General features: G+C 59.4%; 13 protein-coding genes. 3 read left to right on the plus strand and 10 right to left on the minus strand.

Translation table 11 applies throughout. From position 1 onward, the window contains the following. The first annotated feature begins 22 nt into the window (after nucleotides 1-22). From AC1DHT_RS19560 to polX, 3 genes are all read left to right on the plus strand, one after another. The gene (locus AC1DHT_RS19560) at nucleotides 23-1,441 is read left to right on the plus strand and encodes a cytochrome C (RefSeq protein ID WP_477761432.1); all 1,419 of its coding nucleotides are present in this window, start codon (nucleotides 23-25) and stop codon (nucleotides 1,439-1,441) included. Between the two features lie 40 nt (nucleotides 1,442-1,481). After that, the gene (locus AC1DHT_RS19565; RefSeq protein ID WP_427539849.1) at nucleotides 1,482-2,126 is read left to right on the plus strand and encodes a c-type cytochrome; all 645 of its coding nucleotides are present in this window, start codon (nucleotides 1,482-1,484) and stop codon (nucleotides 2,124-2,126) included. A gap of 139 nt (nucleotides 2,127-2,265) precedes the next feature. Further along, complete coding sequence (gene polX, locus AC1DHT_RS19570) at nucleotides 2,266-4,068, plus strand: DNA polymerase/3'-5' exonuclease PolX (RefSeq protein WP_427539852.1); 1,803 nt, start codon at nucleotides 2,266-2,268, stop codon at nucleotides 4,066-4,068. Between the two features lie 84 nt (nucleotides 4,069-4,152). Here the strand turns inward: polX and AC1DHT_RS19575 are convergent, their stop codons facing one another. The 10 genes from AC1DHT_RS19575 to AC1DHT_RS19620 all read right to left on the minus strand — a co-directional run bounded on the left by AC1DHT_RS19575 (nucleotide 4,153) and on the right by AC1DHT_RS19620 (nucleotide 14,843). Next, nucleotides 4,153-4,539, minus strand: coding sequence for a hypothetical protein (locus AC1DHT_RS19575; protein WP_427539855.1), 387 nt, complete (start codon nucleotides 4,537-4,539; stop codon nucleotides 4,153-4,155). Between the two features lie 191 nt (nucleotides 4,540-4,730). Next, a complete protein-coding gene (locus AC1DHT_RS19580; protein ID WP_103316140.1) occupies nucleotides 4,731-5,276 on the minus strand; it encodes an Hsp20/alpha crystallin family protein in 546 nt (181 codons plus the stop codon). Between the two features lie 98 nt (nucleotides 5,277-5,374). Beyond that, a complete protein-coding gene (gene arcD, locus AC1DHT_RS19585; RefSeq protein WP_427539858.1) occupies nucleotides 5,375-6,868 on the minus strand; it encodes an arginine-ornithine antiporter in 1,494 nt (497 codons plus the stop codon). Nucleotides 6,869-7,111: 243 nt separating this feature from the next. After that, nucleotides 7,112-9,238, minus strand: coding sequence for a copper-transporting P-type ATPase (locus AC1DHT_RS19590; RefSeq protein WP_427539930.1), 2,127 nt, complete (start codon nucleotides 9,236-9,238; stop codon nucleotides 7,112-7,114). Nucleotides 9,239-9,295: 57 nt separating this feature from the next. Then, nucleotides 9,296-9,550 carry a DUF2933 domain-containing protein gene (locus AC1DHT_RS19595; protein WP_054596521.1) on the minus strand — a complete coding sequence of 85 codons (255 nt, stop codon included), beginning with the start codon at nucleotides 9,548-9,550 and terminating at the stop codon, nucleotides 9,296-9,298. A 104-nt stretch (nucleotides 9,551-9,654) separates the two neighbouring features. Further along, entirely contained in the window at nucleotides 9,655-10,056 is a 402-nt protein-coding gene (locus AC1DHT_RS19600) for a hypothetical protein (RefSeq protein WP_427539861.1), read from the minus strand. 332 nt (nucleotides 10,057-10,388) lie between these two features. Beyond that, a complete protein-coding gene (locus AC1DHT_RS19605) occupies nucleotides 10,389-11,090 on the minus strand; it encodes a VIT1/CCC1 transporter family protein (RefSeq protein WP_427539864.1) in 702 nt (233 codons plus the stop codon). Between the two features lie 79 nt (nucleotides 11,091-11,169). Next, nucleotides 11,170-12,135 (minus strand): FAD:protein FMN transferase, encoded by a 966-nt coding sequence (locus AC1DHT_RS19610; RefSeq protein WP_427539933.1) that lies wholly within the window; start codon nucleotides 12,133-12,135, stop codon nucleotides 11,170-11,172. Further along, nucleotides 12,125-14,347, minus strand: a complete 2,223-nt coding sequence (locus AC1DHT_RS19615) for a PepSY domain-containing protein (RefSeq protein ID WP_427539867.1) — start codon at nucleotides 14,345-14,347, stop codon at nucleotides 12,125-12,127. The genes AC1DHT_RS19610 and AC1DHT_RS19615 overlap by 11 nt, the downstream gene beginning before the upstream one ends. A gap of 25 nt (nucleotides 14,348-14,372) precedes the next feature. Beyond that, entirely contained in the window at nucleotides 14,373-14,843 is a 471-nt protein-coding gene (locus tag AC1DHT_RS19620) for a DUF2271 domain-containing protein (protein ID WP_427539870.1), read from the minus strand. Nucleotides 14,844-14,881 lie beyond the last annotated feature (38 nt).

A 14,881-nucleotide genomic window follows, 5' to 3' on the forward strand; every position in this document is an offset into this window, starting at 1 on the left:
TCTCTTTTCAGAGGGAGCTGAGATGAATGTGAAGGACGGCGAAGCAGGCGGAATGAAGTCGGTGGCGCAGTCGTTTTTTTCCGGGTCAGCTTTTTTAATCACATTACTCCGGCGACCGGGCACCCTGCTGGTGGCGTTATCAGTGCTGCTGTTTTGTCAGTCAGCGCAGGCCTTGCCTTCCTTTGCACGCCAAACCGGACAAAGTTGCATTGCCTGCCATGCCGGCGGGCAATTTCCCGAGCTGACACCTTATGGGCGTCTGTTCAAGCTGACGGGGTACACCAACGGCGTACAAACCAACCCCCTGGCCGCGATGATCGTCGGTGATTTCACCTCGACGCGTAACAACAGCGACGGTGCGGGCAGCTCGATTTCACCCAAAGACAAGCAATTCATCATTGATTTCGGCAGCGTGTTCCTCGGTGGAAAAATCACTGACGTTATCGGTGGTTTTGCCCAATTCACCTACACCTCCTATGACCACCAGGACGCCTCGGGTAATTGGGTCAGTCACCTGGGCTCGGACAACTTTGACCTGCGTTATGCAGACAGCCGGCTGGATGCCTCACGAGATGTCATCTGGGGCGTCACATTGCATAACAACCCCACGGTTCAGGATGTCTGGAACAGCACGCCTGCGTGGGGCTATCCGTATGTCAGTTCAACCCTGGGCGCCTTTGGCGGGGTCCCTGCCTCGACGCTGATCGAGGGGGGATTGGCTCAACAGGTGGCGGGTATCGGTGCCTATGTTTATCTGAACAAGTCGTTGTATCTGGAGCTGACTTCCTACCAGACCGCCAAAGACACATGGCAGTTTCTGAGCCTGGGCAACAAGAAGGGCGACACCTACCATCCGTTGACGTACATGGATGGCTCAAGCCCTTATGCACGGGTGGCCTATACCTACGAATGGGGGGCCCAAAACGTGATGCTGGGGGCCTTTGCGATGAATGCCAAAATCCTGCCCATGGATGACTCCAACAATCCGATCCATGGCCAGGGCAGTACCGAGTACCGGGACGTAGGCTTCGATGGCCAGTATCAGTACCTCCTTGAGCCCCATACTTTCACGGCACAGATACGTTATGTCAGGGAAGAAATCAGGGATGACACCCAGACCCTCTTCGACGGACCTGCAACCCTGCGATCCTTCAAGCTGAAGGGCAGTTATGTGTACGGTGGCAAGTATGGTGCGAGCCTGGCGTATACCAATGTCAATGGCAGCTCGGATGCCACGGCGTACCCGGACAGCGCCAGTTTTTCACCCAATACACAGATGTGGACGCCGGAGGTGTTCTGGTTACCGATGCAGAACCTCAGGGTCGGGCTCCAATACAACTATTTCACCCGCTATTTGGGCGCAACGAACAACTATGACGGCAATGGCCGTGATGCCAGCGAAAACGACACCACCTATCTTTATATGTGGTACGCGTTTTGATCAGTTGAACGCAGGGGCGTAGACCATGAACGCAACGGGCATGAAGAGTACTTTCAATCGATCGCATTTATTGCTTGCCCTCTGCGTGGTTGCGCTCACGGGCTGCACCGGTACGACCGAACAGGCCTCGGAAAAAACCTCGCCGATGTCCGGTATCGCCATGGTCGACAAGGTTTGCTCCATGTGCCACGGATTGACGGGGGAGTCCGTCTCGCCGATGTTTCCCAAGCTGGCCGGCCAGCAAAAGGAATACCTGAAGCTGCAACTGACTGACTTCAAGGGCCATGTCCGCAGCGATAAAACCGGGACCCAGTACATGTGGGGATTTACCCATTTGACAGAGACCCAGATCAGCGAACTGGCGGACTATTTTTCCAGCCAGAGCCCCATGAAGGCTGACGCCGACAAGTTTGATCCACGCGGCGAATTGATCTTCCGCAAGGGCTTGCCTGGCTCGGGTGTCGCCCAGTGCAGCTCCTGTCATGGTGCCGAGGGGCAGGGCAATGGCCAGTTCCCGCGCCTGGCAGGTCAACATGCCGAGTATATGATCCGCCAGCTCAAGGTGTTCCAGCAGACCGACCAGCGCCCGCGTGGCGCTCTGATGAAGCAGGTCACTCATTCCCTGTCTGATGAAGATGCCGCCTCTGTCGCGCATTACATTGCGACACTCGGGGCAAAAAAATGAGGGCCTTTTCGGCACCGGCGATGAGCCTGGGGGCACGTCGCGGTTCCAGGCCTTCAGGCACTGTCTGATCTATATCAATGACCGTGTGGCGGGATCGGCAATCCTGATCCAGTGACCTCCACTGAGTCAGGATTGCGCCATGAAGCTCACTGCGGCACCGCTTCCAGAGCCGTTGCCAACCTTGCCTCCTTCATCGGCCAAGGTCGGGCAGGCGATCGGCAATGATCAAATCGCCGCGATTTTTGACGATATCGCCGATCTGCTGGAAATCGAGGACGCCAATCCCTTCCGCATCCGCGCTTACCGCAATGCAGCGCGAACCCTGAGGGCTTTGACCTTTGAGGTCGCGAAGCTGATCGTGCGCGGTGAGCCGCTGCCCAAACTCACGGGCATTGGGGTCGACCTTGCCGGCAAGATCAACGAAATCGTCACCACCGGCGATTGCGCACTGCGCCAGCGCCTGCGTACGACATTGCCCCTGGGGCTGGTCGAGCTGCTTTCCATTGCCGGGCTGGGCCCCAAACGCGTTAAACACCTTTATCACGACCTGGGCATCGAAACCGCGCAGCAACTGTGTCAGGCGGCTAAAGACGGACGCATTCGCCATCTGCCTGGCTTCGGCGAAAAGATGGAGGCCCGACTGTTGAACGCCGCGCAGAAGGGCATTGGCAGGGACCGCCGGTTGCCATTGGCCTTTGTTGCGCCAGTGGCCCTGCGATTGACCGAGTACCTGCAGCAGCTGCCAGGGGTTGAGGCGGCTACGGTTGCCGGCAGCTTGCGACGGATGCGCGACACCATCGGCGATATCGATATTCTGGTGGCCGCGGCACCGTCGGTGGACGTCACGGCACACTTTATCCAGCATCCGGACATTGCCAGTGTGCTGGCACAGGGGCGCACCCGTACCAGCGTAATACTGGGCACCGGCATGCAAGTGGATCTGCGGGTGGTCGAGCCGGCGGTCTATGGCGCCGCCCTGGTGTACTTCACCGGCAGCAAGGCGCATAACATCGCGATTCGCCAACGGGCTCAGAAACAAGGCCTCAAGCTCAGTGAATATGGCCTCTTCAGAGCAAAAAAATGTGTGGCCGGCACCACCGAGGAATCCGTTTACCAGGCGCTGGGGCTGGAATGGATGACACCGGAACTGCGCGAGAATCGCGGTGAGATTGCCGCGGCAGAGGCAGGTCAGTTACCCAGGCTGATCGAGTTGAGCGACCTCAAGGGCGATTTGCATGCTCACACCCGCGCCTCGGATGGGGGCAACAGCCTGGAAGAGATGGCATTTGCCGCGCGGGAGGCCGGGCTGGACTATCTGGCGATTACCGAGCATTCGCGGTCCCTCAGAGTGGCCCATGGCCTGGATGCCGACCGGCTGCTCAAGCACATCGACCAGATCGATGCGCTCAACAGCCGCTTGCGGGGCGTGACCTTGCTCAAGGGCATCGAGGTGGACATTCTCGAAGACGGTAGCCTGGACCTGCCGGACGATATTCTCGGGCGCCTGGACCTGGTGGTCGGCGCCGTACACAGCCATTTCGGCCTGACGTTGCGTCAACAGACCCAACGCTTGCTCAGGGCCATGGATCATCGCTATTTCACGATTCTGGCGCACCCGCTGTGCCGGTTGATCAATGAGCGCGACCCGCTGAACCTGGATCTGCCGGTCATCATCAAGGCGGCCCGGCAGCGTGGTTGCTGCCTGGAACTCAATGCGCAGCCGCAACGCATGGACCTGTTCGACCTGCAGTGCCGCTACGCCAAGGATGAAGGGGTGCTCATTGCCATCAACTCGGATGCGCATCGCACCGTTGACTTTGCCTATTTGCAGTATGGAATCGCTCAGGCACGGCGTGCCTGGCTGGAAAAAACCGACGTGCTCAACACCCGTCCCCTGAAGGAACTCAAGGCGTTCCTGAGCGCCTGTTCCGCCCGGGGATGAGTGGCTGTGGGTGCGGGATTGAGACGCTCCATTCCCTTTCGTCAGCAACGTGCGGGATGACCTCCGCGAAATCAGCTGCGCCTGTCACTGTATGGGCCCCGAGGGAGTCCCCGGAACCAGGCGCCACGCTTCAGGGCATTGGCGTATATAAGGGTAGTAACCTTTGGCTGAAGGGCAGTAATACCAGCTTGGCACCGACGGAGTGTTGGGGGGCGCTGCCACCACAGGCGGGTTGGCCGGGTAGTAATAAACAGGGGGCGGGTAGTAGTAAATCGGATAGGAGGGGTAGTAATACGGACCACGAAGGTATGCGCCTTCCCAGCCCAGTCCCAAGCCAAGACCGATGCCCCACCAGAACGGAGCGCCGATATGACCGCCTCCGTGTCGGTCGGCGTTGGCCGGTAATGCAAGGCACGTGGCGATCAGGATTGCCCCTATCAGCGTGCAACGTTTTACCGAGTCGATATTCATGATGTCTACCCAATCGTGGGGGCAATTCGAGAATAGGAGTCGCTCAGGAGAAAAATCTGATCCACATCAGAAAACAGGCATACGAACGGGCAAGTGGATAGACGGGCTGCCAATTGGGGGGGGGAGTCATAATGTTCGATGCAAAAAAAACTTGCCGGTTTCCCGGCAAGGTGAGGAGGACGGTCATCGGCTTAATTGCCTTTGATCGGCACAATTTTCTCCGGTTTCATGGCTTCGGGCTTTTTCGGTAGCGATATGCTCAGCACACCTTTGCTGAAGCTCGCTTCGATCTTGTCGGCGTCGACCCCTTTAGGCAGGTTGAACATCCGTTCGAAGGAGCCGTAGTGACGCTCCGACAGGTAATAGCCCTTTCTTTTTTCTTCCTTGTCTTCCTGTTTTTCGCCTTTGATGATCAGGCTGCCGTTGGACAGTTTGATCTCGACATCCTTCTGGTCCATACCGGGCAGTTCGACAGTGATATCGAAGCTTTTATCTTTCTCGGTGATGTCCACGGCAGGGATGCCGTAACCCATCAGTTCACGAGATAAAAGCGGCTCGACGTCGAACAGCCCACGGCTGAATGGCGATAATCCCAAAGGACCTCGATTGAAGTCTTCGAACAGGTGATCAACCTGTTCCCGCAGTTTTTGCAGAGGACGCCAAAGGTCAGTCGTCGCTGGGAGCGGACTTGCTTTTTTTTCGGTATGAACCGGTACTTTTTTCACGGAATTGGCCATTTTCAGTTCTCCTCTTTGGCTATGTCGAGGTGGGCTGTAAACGTTTTGGACACCTGTGCCTGCCTCGAGAAAAAACACATCCATTCATTGATTTGGCCTTACAAGGCCAGTTTCCCTGACCACAGCATCCAGCCGGCGAAAGCGGCCGCCGCCCAGATGACGATCAACAATCCCCACTCAAAGCCGTTCAGCGCTTGACCCTGGCGAGCCCGTTTGGTGGCCAGGTAAATCAGTGAGCCGGGGGCATAGAGCAGGGCGCTGAGCAGCATGTATTTCGGCCCTGCGGCGAATAACAGCCAGAAGCAATACAGGGTTGCGACCGAGGCAATCGCCATGTCGCGCAGTTGCAGGGCTTTGTGTCCGGCATAGGTCGCGCCCTGCCACGTCAGCTTCAACGCGTATAGGCCGCTGAACAGGTACGGCAACAGAATCATCGAGGTCGCCAGAGAGATCAGGGCCAGGTAACTGGCGCTCGAATACAGCGTCAGCAGCAGGAATAGCTGAATGCAGCCGTTGGTAATCCACAAGGCATTGGCAGGCGCACCATGGGTGTTTTCCAGGGCCAGCGGCCCCGGCATGACCTTTTCCCTGGCCGGTGTGAACACCGACTCTGCCGCCAGCAGTGTCCAGGCGAGCAGGGCGCCGCCGACCGAAATGATCAGGCCGATACTGATCAGCATCGCTCCCCAAGGGCCGGCCACCGCCTCAAGCACGCCACTCATCGAAGGATTTTTCAGGGCGGCCAGTTCCGGTTGCCTGAGAATGCCCAGTGACAGCAGGGACACCGCAATCAGCAGCAACAAGGTGAGGACAAAGCCGATGACGGTGGCCCGTCCCACATTCACCCGTTCTGCCGCTCGGGCGGAAAATACGTTGGCGCCTTCGATGCCGATAAACACCCAGACGGTGACCAGCATCGTGCTTTTGACCTGATCCAGGGTGCTGCCCAGCGCCGGTGAGCCCCAGAAGTCGACCATGAACGTTTCGCGCTGGAACGCCGCAATCACCAGGCCGATAAACACAAGCAACGGAACGATCTTGGCCAGGGTCGTGAGGGCATTGGCCCGCGCTGCGGTGCGCATGCCCCGCAGGATCATCCAGTGCAACGACCACAGCACCAGCGACGCCGCCGCAATGGCTGCTTTGTTATTGCCTTCACCGAATAGCGGGAAGAAGTAACTCAGCGCCGCGAACAGAATCACCAGGTAACTGACGTTACCGATCCAGGCACTGATCCAGTAACCCCAGGCCGAGTTGAAACCGAGGAATTCGCCGCCCAATGCGCGGGCATAGGCAAACACGCCGTTATCCAGTTCGGGCTGGCGGTTGGACAAGGTTTGGTAGACCAGTGCCAGTGACAGCATGCCGACGCCGGTGATCAACCAGCCAATCAGGATCGCGCCGGCACCAGCGCCCGCGGCCATGTTCTGGGGCAGGCTGAAAATACCGCTGCCGATCATCGAGCCGACCACCAGAGCGATCAACAGGCTCAAGGACAGGCGCCTGGGTTCCAGCTGGCGCAAGCTTCCCGCCTCAGGGCGAGGCGAAATGCCTGGAATAGTCGGTTGGGTGCCGTGCACATGCGTTGCCATGCAAACCTCCACGAGACAATTTCTTCGTCGGCTATCGCCAATGCGAAAGCATGAATGCTGATGATTAATGTCTGCGCGAATGGGCTGCCGGGAGTTGATGTAGATCAGAGGAATGGCAAACCGCGCGAAGGACACAAGGGATAAACCCAATGGGCTGGTGCGCCGCAGTGCCGTATAGAAAAGGCAGGGAGTGCTCACAGGATTCGAGTGGTTGGGCGGCGGTTGGGTGTCAGCGTATTTCGCTTATTCAATCGCGGCCTGGCGCAGGCGCAAGGCATTGAACACTACCGATGCCGAGCTCACGCTCATGGCCAGCGCCGCGATCAGTGGCGATAGAAGATGACCGGTCAGCGGGTAGAACACACCGGCGGCCAGTGGAATGCCCATGGCGTTGTAAAGGAAGGCGAAGGTCAGGTTCTGGTGCATGTTTCTCACGGTGGCCACTGACAGGCTGCGGGCACGCAGGATGCCGAGCAGGTCGCCCTTGACCAGGGTCACCTGGGCGCTGTTCATCGCCACGTCAGTGCCGGTGCCCATGGCGATACCCACATCGGCGCGCGCCAGTGCCGGGGCGTCATTGATGCCGTCGCCAGCCATCGCCACCCGGTGTCCGGCCTGTTGCAGCGCCGCGACCAGGCGCTCCTTGTCTTGCGGCTTGACCTCGCCGTGCACTTCTTCGATACCCAATTGACGCGCCACCGAACGGGCCGTCGTAAGGCCGTCGCCAGTCGCCATGACGACCTTGACGCCGTCCGCTTGCAGACGGCCGACTGCCAGTTTCGAGGTGGGCTTGATGGGGTCGGCTACCGCCAATAACCCCGCCAGGACACCATCGACCGCCAGGTACATGATGCTCGTGCCGTCACTGCGTAGCATTTCTGCCTGGGCTTGCAAGCTCTGTATGGAAACACCCGCCTCATCCATCAACACCGTATTGCCCAGTCTCAGGCCACGCCCCTCGACCTGACCGCTGACGCCAATACCGGAGGCGGACTCAAAGGCTTCAGGTGTGCTCAGTGTCAGACCCATGCGGCGGGCTTGCTCGACGATGGCATGTGCCAACGGGTGCTCGCTGCCCTGATTGAGAGACGCCGCCAGGCGCAGCACTTCGTCCTGGGTAAATCCGGGTGCCGCCTCGACACTGTGGAACGCTGGCCGACCTTCGGTGAGGGTGCCGGTCTTGTCGACGATCAAGGTGTCGATCTTGCGCAGGTTCTCGATGGCGGCGGCATCGCGAAACAACACACCGACACTGGCGGCCTTGCCGGTGGTGACCATGACCGACATTGGTGTCGCCAGACCCAGGGCACAGGGGCAGGCAATGATCATGACCGCGACGGCGTTGATCAGGCCAAATACCCAGCTTGGCTCTGGCCCCCACAGGCCCCAGCCGACCAGCGTCAGCAGCGCGATGCTGATCACCCCGATCACAAAGTAACCGGCGATCACGTCGGCCAGACGTTGCATTGGCGCTTTCGAACGCTGTGCCTGCGCAACCATCTGCACGATCTGCGCGAGGAGGGTCGCTGCCCCGACCTTCTGTGCCTGCATCACCAGACTGCCATGGAGGTTGAGGGTGGCGCCGATCAATACGTCGCCGGCCTTTTTCATGACCGGTATCGGCTCACCGGTGAGCATCGACTCATCCACCGCGCTTTCGCCTTGCAGCACCTGACCGTCGACCGGCACTTTTTCACCCGGGCGTATGCGCAAGGTGTTGCCGCTGTGTACGTGGGTCAACGGGATGTCTTCTTCCGTGCCGTCGGCATTGATCCGGCGGGCGGTTTTCGGTGCCAGCCCAAGCAGCGACTTGATGGCTGCCGAGGCTTGCGAACGCGCCTTGAGTTCGAGCATCTGGCCGAGCAAGGTCAGCGAAATGATCACCGCCGCCGCTTCGAAGTACACGCCGATGCGACCGTCCATCATGAACGTGTCGGGGAAGGTATTGGGGGCCAGGGTGGCGACGACGCTGTAAAGGAAGGCCGCTGCCGTACCAAGACCTATCAACGTCCACATGTTGGGACTGCGCTGAATTACCGAATGTACGCCGCGCACATAAAAAGGCCATCCAGCCCACAGCACGACGGGGGTGGCCAGTGCCAGCTCGATCCAGTTTTGTAGGGGACCGTGGAACAGCATCAGGACATGACTGCTCATGGCCAGCACCGTGACGATCACTGTCAGCGGCAATGTCCACCAGAAGCGCCGGGTGAAGCTCTTGAGCTCGGGGTTCTCGTCCTCTTCCAGTTCGGGGATCACCGGCTCCAGGGTCATCCCGCACTTGGGGCAGGTACCGGGGCCCGTCTGGCGGACTTCCGGGTGCATGGGGCAGGTGTATTCAGCAGTAGCTGACAAGCGGGCTGCGGGCATCCGATCGACCGGGGGTGCCGGGTTGTGCTCTTGATGATGCTCAACGCCGTGCATGAGTCAATTCCTGTTCTCGTCCTTGACCGGGTCTGCGGTTTCGCTTCGATGGCTGTGACCACCGTGATGGTGGTGCCCAAACAAATGCATCAGCGGACACAACAGCAAAATCGAGTAGGGCAACAGGCCGAGAATATGGCCGTAGTGCTCACGGGCCAGATAGAACAATGCAATGACCAGCAGCATGCCTAGCGCGATGCCGGATTTGCTTCTCCAAAATGCTGGAGACGTGTTGGTCGAGTGCTGTGAGTTGATCATGGTTGGGTGCTCCAGGGGAGTGAGCGCTGCCAATACGCCGAACAGGATCAACACCGCGGTTTCAGGGTGAAACCGCCGTGGCCGTTACGACAGGCTTGTCCGGATCACTGGTTCATCGGCATCTTCATCATGTTCGATTGCTGATCCATCATATTCATCATCATGTTCATCATGCCCATTCTGTCCTTGTTGCCCGGCATACCCATGTCATTACAGTTTGCATTCATCATGGCCATACCGTCCTTCATCGTCTTCATGCTCTCCTGCATGGCGGCCCGCCGCTCGGCAGGGGTTTTGGCGGCGGCGATTTTGTCGTGTGCAGCCTGCATTTTTTTCATTTGCTCGGCCATGGCCTTGTTCTGCTCAGCTGTGGCGGGTGTGGCGGGTGTGCTGGTTTGAGCGGGGTCGGTCGGGTTCAGCTCCGGGTGGTGTTCATCGACGGCCGAGGCCACGAGCGGGCTGCTCACAAGCAGGGCGGCGAGGATCAATTTCAATGAGGCATGCATGGCAATCTCCAAAGGATGAGGACAACACCGTAATACCCACAGCACGATGATGGCGAAACCAGAACATGGAACTTCCCCGGTAATGAAATAGCGGGATTCTGTTTTTTCAACCTACAGCACACCAAAACTCCATGATTGATCAAAATCAAATCAAACGTAGTCAGTCAGGTCCGCCAAGCCCAAGCCATGAATGCTGTTCACTTAAGCAATTTCAGCCGCAACGCACTCTTTGTAGCAGCCTTCGGCAGCTGCTACAGATCGCATTACGGCTTGAATGAACACGCTTGTCGCTGACCGTGACCGGGTAACGCTCAGTCCATTTCATATAAGCGCTAAGCAACGGCACCAAATGAAATACCGACAGCAGCGGTAATGGCCATCGCCAGCGCGCCCCACAGCGTCACCCGCCAGGCGCCGATCAGCAGATTGGCACCGCCTGCCTTGGCGGCAATACCGCCTAAAGCGCCCAGGAATACCAGTGACATGCCGGATATCCAGGCAATCACACTGCCAGTCGGTGCGAGGATGGTCACGCCCAGCGGCAATGCGGCGCCCACTACAAAACTGGCCGCCGAGGACATTGCCGCCTGCAGCGGTTTTGCGCTGAGCGCATCGGAAATGCCCAGTTCGTCGCGCGCATGTGAGCCCAGTGCATCGTGCGCCATGAGTTGCGTGGCGACTTTACTGGCCAGTTCGGGTTCAACACCGCGATCCACATAGATGGCCGCCAACTCCCGGTGTTCGGCAAGCGGCGCTGTCTCAAGCTCTGCTTGTTCGCGCAACAGATCGGCCCGTTCGGTATCGGCCTGGGAATGCACGGAGACGTATTCTCCCGCCGCCATCGACATCGCACCCGCCACCAGCCCGGCCACGCCCGTGACGAGCAAGGTGCTATGGGTGGCATTGGCGGCGGCGACGCCGATCAGCAGACTGGCGGTCGATACTATGCCGTCGTTGGCACCCAATACCGCGGCCCGAAGCCAGCCGATTCGCTCATGCTTATGGGATTCAGCGTGTCTGCGAAAGAACTTCATCGTTGAAATCTGCTCACTGTCGTTGAATTGATACCGATCAAAAAAATGCCTGGATAAATCAACCACTGGCCTGGTCGTTTCAGCGAGTTTCAATCTGCGCCTGGAGCTGTCCGGCAACAACCGATAGTTCCCTGAAATGCTCACCATCATGTATTACGAACAACGCATCCATACCGCGTTCCTGCGCAAGCTCAGGACCGGCTTTCTCCCCCAGGACCATCAGCGCGGTGGCCCATGCATCGGCGAGCATGCAGGTGGCGGCGACCACCGTCACGGCCGCGAGTGAGTTGGACAAGGGCGCTCCGCGAGCCGGATCCATCGTATGCGAGTAATGCCGGCCCGCGACCTCGATCCACTGACGATAGTCCCCGGACGTGGCAATCGCCGCATCGCTGATCTCCATTACCCCCATGACCTCACGAATGCCGCGGCGGGGTCTTTCAATCGCAACAATCCAGGACTCTCCACCCGGCTTGGCCCCGTGCGCGCGCATTTCACCGTCGATCCCCACCAAATAGTTCGTTATCCCCCAGCCATCGAGGCAACGTGCCATTTCATCCACCGCAAAGCCCTTGGCGATGCCTGATAGATCAAGGGTAGTCGCTGAGCGTTTACGGGCCAGGTTGCGCAACGGATCAATCTCCAGCGCTTGCGTGGCTGGCACGCGCGCCTGACGATCCGAGGCACTGATATGCGCTGCGCCGGGTCGTTGTTCGCCAGGCCCGAAGCCCCAGGCATTGACCAGATCACCCACGGCGATATCAAACGCCCCGTTGGATTGACGACCCACCCGTAGCGCCGTGGCCAGGACGGTGGCCAGCTCCTCGGGTATGGGCAGCCATTGCTGTTCGGCTGCTGCGTTGAGACGGTTGAGCGCGGAATGGGTCTTCCAGGTCGACATCTGTTGATCCACCGTGTCGACAGCCGCAAACAGACTCTCGTTGATGGCAGCCTCATCCACCGGTGGCTCGGCGTAAAACACCGCGCTGTAACGGGTGCCCATGGTCTCCCCGCTCAGGCTATAGCGCTGGGGGTCAGTAGACATCTTCACGGTAGCGTCCTTGTGATTTGAGCGTCAGCACATTCAAGTCGAGCGGAGCCAACACTTCATCCAGGGCGTTCATCACCCCTTTGGCCATCTCGCGACTCCCGCACACCAATACGTGGGCACCTTTTTCAATCAGGTGACGGAGTGCCATCGCGTCGGTGATCAGGCGGTCCTGCACATAGCTGCGTTCATGGGTTTGGGAGAAGGCGGCGCGCAACCGGGTGAGGCGCTGATCCGCCAGATAGCGGTTAAGCTCGGGTTCATAGAGAAAGTCGGACGCCGGGTGACGTCCGCCCCAGTACAAGTGCATGGGCTGCCTGGCTTTGTTGTTGCGGATAAAACCGGCTAAAGGGCCGATCCCCGTACCGGCGCCGATGAGAATCACCGGCTGTTTTCCACGGCCGGGACGAAACTCGGGATTGGGCTGTATGAAGGCTTCAATCTGTCCTCCCAGCGGCAAATCATGAAGGAACCCGGAACACACGCCGTCTGCGTGTTTACGCACACAAATTTCCAGAACGCCGTCATCTGATCCGCTGGCCAGTGAGTAGTAGCGCGGCACCCTGGAACCGGGCGGCAGCACGCCAACCAGATCTCCGGCCTGGAACCGGGGCAGGCCGCTGTTGCGTCTGTGTTTGAGCTCGCCCGGCGAGCGAGACGTTGCGGCTGCGTTGAAACGCAGGATCTGGGTGGGGGCGTTCACGTGTTCGCCGTAGTGTGTGCGATCGATCAACGCCAGGGTCGTGGTTTCCGGCAGCCGTGGGGCGTGTATCAGCGTCAGTTCATGGCCCAGCAATCGGCCAACGGCGCTGCCCCAACGGGTGAACGCCTGGGCGGATTGGCGATTGATGGTTTCAAGTTCCAGCAGCTGCGTCCCGCCTGAAGCCAGCAGAGCCGCCTGAGCGTCCTTGGCAAACTGACAAAACTTCGGGAACTGCCGATCGCCAAATCCCAGTACGGCAAAACCCAGGCCAGGCTTTAGGCGGGCATTCGCCAGTCGTTTGAAGAATTGCGAGGCCGAGGCGGGTGCGTCACCGTCGCCGGTGGTGGCGGTCAGGATGAACAGCCGTTGGGCGCTGCGATACTCCACCGCGAGCCGGTTCATGGGCGCGGTATGGACGCGGTGGCCGGTCTGGTGCAAAGCCTCATGCAAGGTGTTGGCGAAGCCCCAGGTGGTGTTGCTTTCGCTGCCGACCAGAATCACCGTGTCGGCGTTTTGCGCGCCACTGTTGTGACGGATTTTCGGCTGTGACTGGCGACGACGCCACCACAGCAGCGCACCGGTGACGCTCATCAACGGCACGCTGAGCGCGCAAACGCCGAGGAACAGGCCCAGCCACCAGAGGTTTTCGCCGGTATGCAACTGGTAGATGAACTCGTAGGCATTCCGCATGGAGTCGTGGGGCACGTAAGACAACAGCGCTCCGTTGGTGGGGTCGACATAGCCGTCGCCCTGCGCAGTACGCAACGAAAAGAAATCCTCTGGATGGCCGACGCTGGGGTAGGCCAGCTCGCGCAGGTCGTTCAGGTCAGTCGCCAGCAGTGCTGGCAAGGTTGTGACCGGTGCTGCCGGGCCGCTGCTGAGCGTGCTCGGAAATACCGGCTCGAGTTGCGTCCCGTCCGAGATCAGGCCGAAGGTGGTGGCCGACATGTACATCCCGGTCAACGCGGACAACAGTAAGCCCAGAATCGCGAAACGCCCGACTTCAGCGTGCCAGCGCTGATTGAAACTGCCGCGCAGTGGCCGCATCACGCGCCGCCAGCCGCCCAGGCGCTGTGCCAGCAGCGCAGCCCCGGAAATCGACAGTATCAGGATGAACAGCGCACCGATGCCGGCTACCGCATGCCCCGGTGTGCCTGACAGCAATGACCGGTGCAGGTCTTTTACCCAGCGGGTGAACGCAGAGGGCGTATAGCTCGCAACACCTGCTCCGGTCAGCGGGTCGACGCGCTCGGCGCCGGTCTGGCCGTCCTGGGTGAAATACACGATGACTGAACCCGAGGCGGTACGGCGGATTTTTTCGACCCCGGGGTAGTGGTTCGCCACTCGACCCGCCAACTCGGCAACGTTCACCTGACCGGATGCCGGTACTGTCGCGCTCAGTCTTTCCAGGGCCGGATTGATCGACAGGATCGCACCGCTGATCGCCAGCAGCATGACCAGCAGCGCCGCGACGAGACCGGGCAGTGAGTGAAACTGGCGTAGCATGGTCAGCCTCCAAGGGGTGCCGGTGTCACATGTCGTAGGTAAAGGACTCGATGTAACCGCTGCCGGTAGAAGGTTTTCCCGCGCCTTGGGTGGTCAATGGCACGGCAATATCGGAGCGGGCCTCACGTTGATTCTCGACAGCACTGTCGACGCGGATCTGATAGCCGGCATCAATCAGCGTGTCTGCCAGTTCAACATTCACTTTCAGGGTGCGCCCGCTGCCGACGCTGGCGCCGCTGACCCCGTCAAACTCGCGGGGGTTCAAGCCGCTGCCGCGGGCCCAGTCGGACAAATGCCTGTAGTACTTGGCCTTTTTGCCAGCTACCCACAGGGTTTTCTGGTATTTACCGTTGGCGTCGGTCACATAAAACGCCAGATACGCGTCATTGCCGTCGTAATTTTTCATTCGGGTGGTCAGGGTGACTTCCCGCGCCTGGGCCAGACCCGGCAGCGCAATGGCGGTGGCGAGACAAATCGCAGCAGTCAGCTTTTTCATGGTGGATTTCCCGTTCAAGCGTTGTGGCTGAATCCTGC

The organism is Pseudomonas sp. 05N432 (genome assembly GCF_056396945.1).